Raw genomic sequence first — 12960 nt, 5'->3', positions numbered from 1 at the left:
AGTGGCAACATTCTAGCATTTTTTCTCAAAATTAAAACAATTATTACAACAGGATAGTTTGTTATTATGTGAATTTTTGTTGTTAAACAAATAAATTTTATCATCAATTATTGTAAATGGTGTCAGTTAGTAAAAGATAAGACATTGTTAATTGGGTATTGGTGTAAAATCCACTGATCAAATAACAAAGGATGAGTGGATTTTATTAATCTTATTGTGGGCGTCACTCTAAACTGGCATGTCGATGTGCCATGTCGGTATTACTCTCTTTTTGCGCATTACTCATCGTCAGAATCACGGTGTCAAAAATAATCAATAACAATTGCTCGAAAAGGCTACCTAATGGTTGTTGACTCATTTTTGATTGTGAAAATTTAGTTCCGGATTGTAACATAATATCTGGCGTTTGAATTTTGGCTAAAGTTGAATTTGGCGAAGCGCAGATAATATCAAGATCAATACCTTGTTTAATGGCTGATTCAGCCATCATATTAACTGTATTGGTTTCGCCAGAGGCTGATGCAACAATAAGTAAATCGCCTTTTTGTACTGCTGGGGTGGTGGTTTCACCAACTACAAAAGCGCACAATCCAAGTTGCATTAATCGCATGGCAAAGGCTTTTAGCATCAAACCTGAGCGCCCAGTGCCATACACAAAAATGCGTTGGTGCTGTTTGATTTTTGCGATCAAATTTGTGATGTTTTGATCTGTTAATGTTTGTATTGAATGATTGAGTTCATCAATAATTAATTGTGATTGCATGGTGTTGACTCCTGTTAAGCAATAGTTTTTCCTTATTCATTCAAGGATTAAGTTGTTGGTTGACTAATTGCTGAACTTGGCTACAACTTAACTTTTGACAATTTATCGCAAAATTTTCGTCCTGAAAGAGCGCAAATAACCGTTGTAGTATTGATAAATGCTGATCACTGGTAGAAAAAGCCAAATTGAAGATCAATTGGCAAGTTACCATTAAATCAGCATCTTCCATTCGTCCAAATACCACACCTTGAGTGGAACGCACAATACTGATGGCATCTTCTTTAACCAGTTGATAATTGGCATGTGGTATAGCAATGCCAAGGTTATTACTCATCAATAACCCCGTTGGGTACTCTTTTTCGCGATCAATACAAGCTGTAATATAGTCAGGTTGAATATAACCTTTTTCTAAAAGGTAAGAGCCCGAACTATTTATTGCTCTTTGATAAGTTTGAATATCGTTATCCAAATCATGAACTAAAATATGCATAGTCATCCTCTTATTCTGTTAGTGCTTTTTTTACTGCATCAAAAATTGCATCTTCCCCGATGCCTGTTAATAAGCCTGCTCCAACAATGACTGGCGTGGTTATTGCTGGATTGTCGATTTTGGTTGAGGAAACAACCAAATCATAGCTATTAAAAGTATCGGTGTTACATGCCATTAAGGATGATTTATCAACTTGAGCTGCAATGTGCTGTTCTTTTAAATAGTCTTGTAAAATCGAAACCATAATTGATGATGAAGCGATGCCATTTCCACATACAACTAATACTTTTTTCATTTTGAAACCTCTCTATTTTCGTCTGAATTGTGTTGTTTTTTCTTAATTAAGTAACCCACAGATAGTAAAATCAAACCGATTAAGACATAGCCAAATATACCAATATGACTGGTTGCAGCGAACAGACCGGTAAATGGGTTAGCCGACGGATTTAATGATGTATACATGACTGAAGCATCGGGATTGCTGCCAAATTCTTGAAATACTTGATTAGTGGCAGGTGTCATCCATGAAGCAATATATAATCCACCACCGAATAAAAATATCGATGTTACCCAAGTACGAATGATGTTGCCTTGAAACACTGGTACCATACAGGCGATAAAGAATACAAATTGAGAAAGATCACCTAATGGCATGACTTTATTACCTGGTAAGATGACCGCTAAAATAACGATGATAGGAATTAGCAATAGTGCAGGGGCGATAACAGCAGGATTACCAACAATTAATGCTGTATCCATACCTACGGTAATGTCACGATTTGGAAAGCGTTTCACTAATTTTTTACGAGCCACATTAGATAGAGGTACTAAACCTTCCATCATGATAGAGGTCATTCTCGGTAATAGTAGCATTACTGCTGCAAGGTACATGCCGAGTTGTAAGCTATTAATGACAGTATGATAAGGGCTAGTCCATGTGTATCCACAAAAACCAAGTAATACGCCAATAATGAAACCTACAATTGTTGGATCGCCTAGTACACCAAAGCGTTTTTGGATAGTTTCGGCGGTGATGCTGAGATTTCTAAAACCCGGTATTCGATCATAAATCCAGTTAAATGGATAAGCAAAAATGAGATAAGTATTGGCTACAGGGTGAGAGATCGATACACCTTCCGGTAAATTAAAAAATTTTTCGTTATTTCTTGCGCCAAGATCGGCAGCAATGAGTGCCCACACGTGAAACAATCCTGCGGTTAATACACCATATAAAAAACTGCCTGAATAAACACCTACAATGGCACCCATAGAAGCGTTTTGGTGTAAATTAAATACATCCACATTAACACAATCGGTGATCTTCATAATTAGCAGTAACACATTTACAGCTACACACAATGGAATAATAATTGGTCCCATACTTGACCCAAATCCCATCACCGCTGTGGCAGCACCACCAACATCAATCGCACTGAGTGAGGAACCGGTACTTTCCGCAAGTCCGGTTACTGCCGGTGACATTTTATCTAACATAAATTTAATGGTCATACTTAATGCAATAAAGCCAATACCCACTTTCATTGCTGATGAAATACATTCAGAAATAGGTCTGCCAAGTGCAGCCATTAGGATAAGAAAGATGATAGGGATGAATATGAAGTTCCCTAGATCATTGATAAATTGAGTGATAAATTCCATAAGAGACTCCTTGATTATTTATTCATCCGCTCTAAAACCCATGTTCCATGCAACATGATCTGGTTTGACTAATAAGGCATTGTCATTGCGTTCGGCTTCGAGTAGATTTTTTTTCGAATTTTCGCGTGCAGTAGCAAAATTGAATGGTTCGTCATACCATGCATCCAACACCATTTTTAGATATTCAAGACCATTAACCCGACAACCAAGTCCGATGATTTGCGCATTGTTACTTAATCGAGCCCGTTTAGCAGAGTAGGGATTAGTGACTGCGGTTGCTCGGATGCCCCAATGTTTGTTGGCTTGACAAGTAAAACCAATTCCTGTGCCACAGATATAAATACCTAATCGACACACATCCTTTTGTATCAGTATTGACATTTCATCCGCCAATTTAGCGAAAGTGTTGATACCATCTTCTTTCACCTTTATTGGGTCATAAACCACTTCGGCGTTTTTTTCATCAATTAAGTATTGTTTAATCGCTTGTTTATAGCTAAATCCAAGATCGTCACAGGCAATAGCAATTTTTGTTTTCATTATTTTTCCTCTTTTATTTAATTAATAGCCAATTTTATAATTGGTTTTTATTGGTAAGTCAATGTGATCTTTGTCACAAAAATAATAAGATATTGATATTTATAATAATAAAAACCAATTTAAACCAATCTCTGTGTAGGTGTTAATTATTGAAAATATTGATATCTATTGAGAAGCATTTAAGATAAATGAAGGAATAAAATAGACTTTGTTGTAGAATATTGTTAATAATTCAGTATGATGAGTGCCGAAATGATTAATATCCACTTTAAAATGGTTGAGGTTGTTAGTTATGCAGCTAATGAATGAACGCAGAGAATTAATTTTAGAAGAGTTGATTACGGCAGGAACGGTCTATGTCAGCGAGTTAGCTCGTAAATATCAAGTTACTTACGAAACAATTCGTAAAGATTTATCTCAATTAGAAAAAAAAGGATTTTTAGTGAAATGCCATGGTGGTGCAACGCTTAAAAAAGGTGCAATTGAAAATCCTTTTCAGATTCGAGAAAAAGAAAATGCCAGTTTTAAAAAGAGTATTGCGCAAAAAGCATTAACACTGCTCCCAGAAAATTGTTCTATGATTATTGGAACGGGTAGTTCAGCGTTAGAATTAGCTAAGTTATTAGTGTATCGTTCTGGTTTTAAAATTTTTACTGATTCATTACCTGTTGCTAACACGCTTATTTCATCACAAAACCAAGTTGTTTTATTTGGGGGTGAACTGCGTGATAAAAGCTCATCAGTTTTTGGTGGTTGGACCGTGTCAATGATTAATGAAATACAGGTAGATGCTTGTTTTTTAGGTACTGATGGCTTTAGTAATTTGAGCGGTCCTTCTAGCCCATCTTCTTCTGATGCTTATGTTGATAAAGCGATCATTGCTCATTCGGATAAAAAATATATTTTAGGTGATTACACTAAATTCAGTCGCAAAAGTTTATATAAAATTTGCGAATGGCAAGAGATTACCGCATTGATTACTAATGATATGGCTGATCCTTTGCTAGTTGCAAAATTAGAGAAGCAAACGCAAGTCATTTTATGTGAGTAATAGTCAACGTTAATTAGTCTGTTATATACTCGATATTGTCTATTTTGTTACCGTAATCATTGAAATTATTTTTATATTTAAGGGATTTATTCGTTGTGGATTGTTGATTTATCTTAATCGAAATAAAATCTCCCTCTTAATCTTAATAGTCTGTATTTAGAAAATTAAGAAAAGAGGGAGGATAAATCGATTATTTCACCATCAATTGCCCCATCATACCCAATGTTTCGTGTTCGATGATATGGCAATGATACATGCGTAATCCCGGCATGTTTTGTTGAATTTTCACAACAAGTGTTTCGTGCGGACGTAAATTGGTGGTATCTTTTAACGCAACAAATTCAGGCGTTGTTTTAGTACCATTTAATTCACGAGACTGCACAATAAATTGTGCACCATGTATATGGAAATTGTGATCCATATGTGAGTTGTTAACAATTGTCCACTCTTCAACGTCATGAAGTTTACTTTCTAAGTCAATTCGTGACATATCATGCTGTTTGCCATTAATTAAAAACAACATACCACCTCGAGGCTCATTTTTATTCATTACTTCGGTATATTCAAGCGACTTTTTGGCGACTGCTTCACCTAAAGTTGGTATTTGTTTTAGCTTAGCCGGTAAAACTACACTGGCTGTTTGGGTTAATTGGAATTGTGAAAGAATGATATTTTGCTCTGGTGGTACATTACCCATTTTACCCCGATCGTATCCTATATTTTCTAAGTAAAGGCTGGCTGTTTTTTTCGGAACTATGACCACTTCAGCGCGTTCAGCTGGGGTAAGTAGTAAGGGGGTATTAAGTTGGTGAGGTGCAGCAATTAGGCCACCGTCCGTACCCACTAAATAAACATCACAATCCGGTACCGAAAGGTTTAAGTATCGACCTGAACACGCATTCCAGATTCTGACTCGTGTTGCACCTTCTACTTTTATATTTGGGCGGTAAGCGCCATTGATTAACACAAATTGTCCTTCTCGACCATTCATCCAGTCTGTCATCGAATTTTCGGCAATTTCACCTTTTTCTGTTAATTTTAAGTCGGAAAAGAACCAATGTTGTTCAGGTAGTGAAGCTAATGGATCGTTTTTACTGCGGACAATAAATGTACCGGCTAAACCACGATAGACTTGTTCAGCAACCGTGTTGTGTCCATGTGGATGATACCAATAGGTTCCAGCCGTACCTTCAGGGATGGTAAATTCATAAATTCGACTACCGCCTGCAGGAATGGCATCTTGTGGATTACCGTCTTGATCTGAAGGTATAAGCAAACCATGCCAGTGAACGGTCGTCGGTTGTAAAAGATCATTTTTAACGGTTATTTTGACATGATCACCTTCAAACACTTCAATTTTTGGACCGGGAACCATGCCATTATAAGCCCAAAATTCTGTGGTTATGTCGGGTGTTAAAGCTATTTTTACCGGTTTCAAATGTAACGTTGCTTCAAAGACGCCTGCTTGGTTACTGGTATTTTTTAAATTGGTGAGCTCAGGTAAATTTTTACCCTGTGTCAATGCTGAAGTCGATAACAGTTTTTGTGGCATTGTATTATTCATATTCATATTCATATTCATGTTCATATGATCGTGCATATTCCCCTCCGTATTACAGTTATCAGAATTAACTTCACACACGTTTTCAGACATAGATGCGTGATTCATTTTGGCGATAGCTTTAGTGGCAAACAATCCGCCTAAGGCGGCAGTAAAACTGATGATAAAATTTCGACGTTTCATAATATTCCTTTAAAATATAATTAGTTAAATAAAATAACCATTTATTCAATACAACTTGATAAAAAGCCTCACATAAGGTGCTTTTTATTGCGTTATTGACTGTGAATTACTTACTTCTTATGTTCGATAAATACTATTAAGCAATTTTGGGTGGTTTTAACTCAGGAATACTTTCTTTATACACAGGTACAAATGTTATTGGCCGGTACTGTTTACTTTTAATGGCATAATCAAAGGAAAAAAAATAGTTAGTAACAAGTGAGCTACATGTTGGACAGTGGTTTAGTTGTTGATATTTGTTTGGGATTGATGAGTTAGGATTGGATTGAGTCGTATTATGGTGACGCTTGCTTTCTTTTACGTTAAATGCCGTTTGATATGCCAAGTTACAACGCGTAGAAGATTGGAAATAATTTTTAGACAAATGCCATGTAGAAACACTCAGCAAAAATAAAAGTATTGCAGATAATGCAATAATATTATAAGCCTTATTGTTGATTCTTAATGACATATTCTATCTCACTATTCATCTAACAAAATTTCTGTTTATTTTACCGAAAAAAGTAGTAAATTTATACTTTTTTAAAATTTTTAACTTTACATGCTTTAATTCAAATTGTTTATTTAATCATTGATAAGTGACTGGTTAACGACTGCCGAGTAAAATATAGTCTAATTATCGGGTATTTTGATATAAAATAAGAAAGATAAATGTTTACTGTTCTGCTATTATATTAACCTAACTTTAAAACGATAAATCATACGATATGAAAATTCTCTTTGGTGTTCAAGGAACAGGAAATGGCCACGTCAGTCGTTGTAGAACATTAGCACATGCGCTTAAAAAAGCAGGGGCTGATGTTGATTATATTTTCAGTGGACGTGATCCTAAAGACTATTTTGATATGCAGGTTTTTGGTAATTATAAAACCTATCGTGGTGTTTCGTTTGCGACGTTAAATGGTAAGATTAATTTTCGCAAAACCGTACAACGGATTCGTGCATTTCGTTTAATTAAAGATGTGCGTGAACTCGATTTATCGAAATATGATTGTATTATCAGTGATTTTGAGCCAGTCAGTGCTTGGGCCGCGCATTATCAACATCGTGATTGTTTAGGGATAAGTAATCAGGCGGTGTGTCAATATCTTAAACCTAAAGAATATGGACTAATAGCCAATGTGATTATGAAATATTATGCACCAGTGACTAAACCCATTGGTTTACATTGGTTTCATTTTGGACATAAATTGATACCACCAATGATTGACTCATTTGAGGTTGCCTCAAGTGAAAATGGCAATATCGTTGTTTACTTGCCATTTGAAGCATTAGATGAAATTACTGTGTTATTGCAGCAGTTCCCAAATTATCCATTTATCTGTTTCCATCCGGATATTAAACAAGTCGAACAGAAAGGTAATATTCTTTTTCAACCACTCGGTCGCGATAGTTTTACGCACTCGTTAGTCAGTTGTTCAGGAATCATTGCAAACACTGGCTTTGCATTAATTTCAGAAGCGTTAGTTTTGGGTAAAAAGATTTTAACTAAACCGGTATCGGGGCAATTTGAACAGATCTATAATGCTCAGTGTTTACAAGCGTTAGATATGGCAACAGTGATGGAAAGTTTGAATAATATCAAACTTAAATATTGGCTTAGTTTGCCTTCTCCTAAACCAATCATCTATCCAGATGTTGCAACCGAACTTGCTAATTGGATCGTTTCAGGGCAAAAAGAGCCTTTACTTTCGTTAAGTGAACGGCTTTGGAGTCAAACGATATTTCCTGAAAATGTCAATCAGAAGATAAAATCCTTAGGATATGTGTAAAGGTATAAAAATGATTTTAAGCATTATTGTTGCTATGGCAAAAGATCGTGTCATTGGTCTTAACAATCAAATGCCGTGGCATTTACCGGCAGATTTGGCTTGGTTTAAGAAAAACACATTACATAAACCCGTTATTATGGGACGCAAGACTTTTGAGTCTATTGGTCGTCCTTTACCCAATAGACATAATATTATTATTAGTCGACAAGCTCAGTTAGAACATGATTCTGAAAATGTAAGTTGGGTAAAATCAATTGACGAAGCATTATCTATAGCTAAAGATCAGCTTGCCGATGAAGTATTTATTATTGGTGGCGGTAATATCTATCAGCAAGTTTTACCTTTCATCGATCGGTTATATTTAACACATATTGATGCCTATTTAAAGGGTGATACCTATTTCCCCGATTATTTGGTTCGGCAATGGCAACAAGTTTATTGTCAAAATTGCTTTGCTGATGAAAAAAATCCTTATCATTATCAATTTGAGATTTTAGAAAAAGTTTAACTATCGGTAAATTGCCACAGCATTAATTGATGTGGCAATTAAATCAAGGGTTATCCTTGAAAACGTTTTGCTTCAACAACATCGGGTAATTGCTTAATCTTATTTAGCACACGATTAAGTGAGTCGTGATCGAAAATCTGTAAATCCATGTCAATTGTCGCTAATTGCTGCTTAGTATCACTGCGACTTGATACACCTAACACGTTGACTTTTTCGTTAGCAACAATAGTGGTAATATCGCGTAATAAACCACTTCTATCATTGGCTACAATTCTAACAATCATGGTATAGCTTGATTGCGTATTTTCACTCCACGCTGCACTCGTTATGCGTTCTGGAGCATGATTTTTTAACTCTTGCAATTGTTCGCAATCAGCTCGATGTATTGAAATGCCTCGACCTTGAGTGACAAAACCAACAATAGGATCACCAGGAATAGGGCGACAACAATTAGCAATGGTATACATTAAATTACCTACGCCTTCAATGATGATTTCACCGCCTTTTGTTGTATTTTTGGCTTGAGAGGTCGATTTTTGTGAAATTTGCTTTAATACTGCTTCGTCTTCTTCTTCCGCTGTTGGCTTATTAAATTGCGCGTTAATAAAGTTCACCAGTTGGTTAATTCTGATGTCACCACTGCCAATACCCGCTAAAACTTCATCAAATGAATGGGCGTTATATTTTGCGATAAGAATTTTTTCAACGTTTTTGATACTAATATTCAGCGGTTCTAATTCATTTTCAAGTATCTGTTGACCCGCTGCAATATTTTTATCACGATCTTGTTTTTTGAACCAAGCTTGAATTTTGGCACGTGCACGGCTGCTATTGACAAAGCCTGTATTAGGATTTAACCAATCACGACTTGGATTAGGTTGTTTTTGCGTAATGACTTCAACTTGATCGCCAATTTTTAACATATAAGTAAATGGGACAATTCGGCCATTTACTTTGGCACCAATACATCTGTGGCCGACATCGCTGTGAATATGATAAGCAAAATCAAGTGGTGTTGAACCCGCTGGCAAATCAACCACATCACCTTTAGGTGTAAATACATAAACCCTATCATCAAAAATTTGGCTTCTTACTGCTTCTTGGATTTCACCACTTTCTGACATCTCTTTTTGCCAAGTTAATAGTTGGCGTAACCAAGAAATGCGCTGATCATAAGCCGTCATTTTGTCAGTAGTGCCTTCTTTATACTTCCAATGTGCGGCAATACCTAGTTCAGCATCATTATGCATTTGTTCGGTACGAATTTGAATTTCGATAGTTTTATCTTGTGGGCCATAAACAACCGTATGAATAGATTGATAGCCATTGGGTTTGGGATTTGCTACGTAATCGTCAAATTCTTTAGCAATGTGTTTGTAATGACTATGTACAATACCCAGTGCGTTATAACAATCTTCAACACGATCGCAAATAATTCGTACTGCTCGAATATCATACAGTTCTTCAAACTGTAAATGCTTACGCTCCATTTTTCGCCAAATGCTATAAATATGTTTTGGACGACCATAAACTTCGGCATGGATATGATCTTGATTCATCAAATCCTGTAAATTTTTAACAAATTTATTGATATATAATTCTCGGTCTAATCGCTTTTCTTGTAATTTTGTTGCGATCATGCGGTATTGGTCAGGATATAAATACCGGAAGCAAAAATCCTCTAATTCCCATTTTAATTGCCCAATACCTAATCGGTTGGCGAGTGGGGCATAAATATTAAAGCACTCTTTAGCGGCAAGGACTTGCTCTTCTTTAGGTGCATTCATTAAATTGCGTAAGTAAGTGATACGCTCAGCGATTTTGATTACAACGCTACGAAAATCATTGACCATCGCCAGTAACATACGCCTGATACTATCGATTTGTTCTGTTGTCGCATTACCATTACGAATTGCACGTAGTTGTCGCAAGTCTTTCATTCGGATGATGCTTGAAATAATATGGGTAATTTCGCGGTCAAAATCTTCCGGAATATCTTCACGACGGATAATCTTAGATTCTAAGAAAGGTAGCAATAACGCAGCACTTAAACTGTTAACATCCATACTTAAGGTTGATAAAATTTCAACCATTTCAATGGCACTTTTGAAACAATATAGCTGCTCAGGTGCGCCCGCACTATTTTCAAAACAGAAATCCCAAACATCTTTAAATTTTTCAAAAGACTGCGGGTTAGTTAATAACAGTTCTTTTTTTGCCCACTGTTCGACATCAAACTGAGCGAGAGAATAGTGTTCTTCGCTCTGTTGGTGTGCTCCTCTAATAGATACCATAATTATGATCCTACTTCGTTAACAGCAACATTGATTCAATGTGCTTGGTTTGTGGAAACATATCTAAAATTGCGACTTGAGCAATCTTGTATCCTTTAGCAATAAATTGCTTACAATCTCTGGCTAATGTAGCAGGATTGCACGAAATATAAACGATCTTTTTAGGTGATATTTTTACAATTTGAGCGGTAGTATTAAAAGCACCAGCTCTAGCAGGATCCAATAAAACCTTATCAAATTGTAAATCATTCCATGTTGAGAATTGCTGCTCATCCTCTAAATTACTGGTTAAAAATTGGGTATCTGCACGTATTTCATTGCGATTTAATTTGGCGTTGAATTGTGCTTTTTCAACCAGTGCTTTAACACCTTCGATCCCTGTGACCGATTTACTTAATGTTGCCATCGGCAATGAAAAATTACCCATTCCACAAAATAGATCTAAAACGTTGTCCGTTGGTTCTAATGTTAGCCACTCAAGTGCTTGGTTAATCATCTTTTGATTAATTTTACTGTTTACTTGAATAAAATCTAGAGGGCTAAAGGTTAATTTTAACTTATTGATTTGATAATAATGTTGATTATCACCTGAGATATGAACGAGTTTATCGCCATGCAAATAGAGTGAAATGTTATGTTCTTGCGCGAATTGTCGTAATAATTTGGTATCTTGCTCATCCATTGGGCTAATATGTCTCAATACAACAATTACCCCACTATCTACCGAGATTAATTCAATATGACCTAGTGATTTTTTTTGTTTAATATTAGTTAAGCAGTGTTGTAATGGAATCAGTAAGTTATTTAACTTATCAACTAAAACAGGGCAATTTTTAATAGTAATTATCTGATTTGATTCTGCTTGTCTAAAACCAACAAAAAGTACGCCTTTGATCAGGTTGATAGATAATCTGGCTCTTCTGCGATAAGCGTAAGGTTGATCTGCAATAATAATAGGGGCATCGTTAAGCACATTATCTAATGTTGCGCCACTCTCTTTTTTTAACAAGTTGATTAATGCTTGATATTTGGCTTGTTGTTGCAAATGTGGTGATATGTGTTGTAAGTCACAACCACCACATTTTTGATAATATTGGCATGGCGGCTTAAGGCGATCTTGGCTTTGGTTATGATATTTAATGACGGTTGCTTTGGCATAATTTTTTTTATCTTCCGTAAGTTGAATATCAACCGTTTCATTAGGTAGCGCAGATTTAACGAAAATTGTTTTGCCATTATGATTTGCTACCCCTTGACCGAAGGCATCTAACGTTGAGACTGTTACAGTCAATTTTTGGGGAATAAATTTCTTTTTAGGTGGAGTGTAAAAATTAACCATATTAACTTACTTAAATTATGTCAATCGCTTTAAAAGTTCCGTTTTAACGTGTAAAGGGACTAAGTTTGAAATATCGCCACCATGAAAAGCAACATCTTTTACAATTGTTGATGAAATAAATCCCATTGCTATAGATGGCATTAAAAATATCGTGTCTAAATCAGGTTTTAGTGCGCGGTTCATTTCGGCCAGTTGCCTTTCGTATTCAAAGTCATGCGTGGTTCTTACGCCACGGACAACCACGGTCGCATTATGTTTTTGGGCAAAATCTGCCATTAAATTATCAAAGCCAATGACTTCAACATTGAGTAAATGCTCAATGGCGCTAGACGCTAAATTGACGCGTTCATCTAATGCAAAAAGCGTTTTTTTACTAGGATTTTGTGCAACAGCAATAATTAAACGTGGAAATAATTGCGACGCTCGGGTAATAAGATCAATATGACCATTGGTGATCGGGTCAAAAGTACCAGGAAAAATAGCGGTTAAGGTTTTACTTTTCATGTTCAGGTTATCCATTAGGACATATTAAAAAATATCATACCTAATTTTATGCCAGATTGTTAGTTTAAGCTGGTAAAAACATATTGGTTTTATTTTGGTGTATATGGCGCACCTTAGTTTTTCTATATTTAATGGTATACCAAAATTGGTGAAAAGAGTAAAGTTGCTTTTTCCTTAATTGATTAATTATGGGTAAAAATTAAGTATTGCCGTAATGTGCTTTAATCAAATAAGTC

At 35.7% G+C, this 12960-nt stretch carries 13 protein-coding genes; 3 read left to right on the top strand and 10 right to left on the bottom strand.

The annotated features are described in order from the left end of the window. Positions 1-223 precede the first annotated feature (223 nt). From hxlB to A9G03_RS08130, 5 genes are read right to left on the bottom strand one after another with little or no spacing between them, the layout of a single operon-like run. The gene (gene hxlB / locus A9G03_RS08150) at positions 224-763 is read right to left on the bottom strand and encodes a 6-phospho-3-hexuloisomerase (RefSeq protein ID WP_065798901.1); all 540 of its coding nucleotides are present in this window, start codon (positions 761-763) and stop codon (positions 224-226) included. A 40-nt stretch (positions 764-803) separates the two neighbouring features. Further along, entirely contained in the window at positions 804-1259 is a 456-nt protein-coding gene (locus A9G03_RS08145) for a PTS sugar transporter subunit IIA (protein ID WP_065798900.1), read from the bottom strand. A gap of 4 nt (positions 1260-1263) precedes the next feature. Beyond that, positions 1264-1548: a PTS sugar transporter subunit IIB gene (locus tag A9G03_RS08140; RefSeq protein ID WP_065798899.1), complete on the bottom strand. Its 285-nt coding sequence runs from the start codon at positions 1546-1548 to the stop codon at positions 1264-1266. Continuing rightward, entirely contained in the window at positions 1545-2912 is a 1368-nt protein-coding gene (locus A9G03_RS08135; protein WP_065798898.1) for a PTS galactitol transporter subunit IIC, read from the bottom strand. The genes A9G03_RS08140 and A9G03_RS08135 overlap by 4 nt, the downstream gene beginning before the upstream one ends. Positions 2913-2930: 18 nt before the next feature. Beyond that, the gene (locus A9G03_RS08130; protein WP_065798897.1) at positions 2931-3452 is read right to left on the bottom strand and encodes an RpiB/LacA/LacB family sugar-phosphate isomerase; all 522 of its coding nucleotides are present in this window, start codon (positions 3450-3452) and stop codon (positions 2931-2933) included. Positions 3453-3744: 292 nt separating this feature from the next. Here A9G03_RS08130 and A9G03_RS08125 point away from each other — a divergent pair, with 292 nt between their 5' ends. Beyond that, the gene (locus A9G03_RS08125; RefSeq protein WP_065798896.1) at positions 3745-4503 is read left to right on the top strand and encodes a DeoR/GlpR family DNA-binding transcription regulator; all 759 of its coding nucleotides are present in this window, start codon (positions 3745-3747) and stop codon (positions 4501-4503) included. Between the two features lie 190 nt (positions 4504-4693). Here A9G03_RS08125 and A9G03_RS08120 read toward each other — a convergent pair whose 3' ends face one another. Together A9G03_RS08120 and A9G03_RS12455 are read right to left on the bottom strand one after the other, a co-directional pair. Beyond that, complete coding sequence (locus A9G03_RS08120; RefSeq protein ID WP_082209423.1) at positions 4694-6247, bottom strand: multicopper oxidase family protein; 1554 nt, start codon at positions 6245-6247, stop codon at positions 4694-4696. 136 nt (positions 6248-6383) lie between these two features. After that, complete coding sequence (locus tag A9G03_RS12455) at positions 6384-6758, bottom strand: hypothetical protein (RefSeq protein ID WP_143425835.1); 375 nt, start codon at positions 6756-6758, stop codon at positions 6384-6386. 256 nt (positions 6759-7014) lie between these two features. Between A9G03_RS12455 and A9G03_RS08115 the strand changes: the two genes are divergently transcribed. Next, the gene (locus A9G03_RS08115; protein WP_065798895.1) at positions 7015-8079 is read left to right on the top strand and encodes an MJ1255/VC2487 family glycosyltransferase; all 1065 of its coding nucleotides are present in this window, start codon (positions 7015-7017) and stop codon (positions 8077-8079) included. A 10-nt stretch (positions 8080-8089) separates the two neighbouring features. Beyond that, the gene (gene folA / locus A9G03_RS08110) at positions 8090-8587 is read left to right on the top strand and encodes a type 3 dihydrofolate reductase (RefSeq protein WP_065634708.1); all 498 of its coding nucleotides are present in this window, start codon (positions 8090-8092) and stop codon (positions 8585-8587) included. A gap of 50 nt (positions 8588-8637) precedes the next feature. On the opposite strand, the gene relA is transcribed toward folA, so the two are convergent. From relA to coaD, 3 genes are read right to left on the bottom strand one after another with little or no spacing between them, the layout of a single operon-like run. Continuing rightward, complete coding sequence (gene relA / locus A9G03_RS08105) at positions 8638-10881, bottom strand: GTP diphosphokinase (protein ID WP_065634709.1); 2244 nt, start codon at positions 10879-10881, stop codon at positions 8638-8640. A 10-nt stretch (positions 10882-10891) separates the two neighbouring features. Further along, positions 10892-12220, bottom strand: a complete 1329-nt coding sequence (gene rlmD / locus A9G03_RS08100; protein WP_065798894.1) for a 23S rRNA (uracil(1939)-C(5))-methyltransferase RlmD — start codon at positions 12218-12220, stop codon at positions 10892-10894. Between the two features lie 15 nt (positions 12221-12235). After that, on the bottom strand, positions 12236-12724 hold the full coding sequence (gene coaD / locus A9G03_RS08095) for a pantetheine-phosphate adenylyltransferase (protein ID WP_065634711.1): 489 nt from the start codon (positions 12722-12724) through the stop codon (positions 12236-12238). Positions 12725-12960: the final 236 nt, after the last annotated feature.

This window comes from Gilliamella sp. wkB171 (assembly GCF_001693755.1).
Classification (GTDB): domain Bacteria; phylum Pseudomonadota; class Gammaproteobacteria; order Enterobacterales; family Orbaceae; genus Gilliamella; species Gilliamella apicola_F.
The sequence above is the reverse complement of the archived record's forward strand: the minus strand, read 5'-3'. Positions and strand labels throughout refer to the sequence as shown.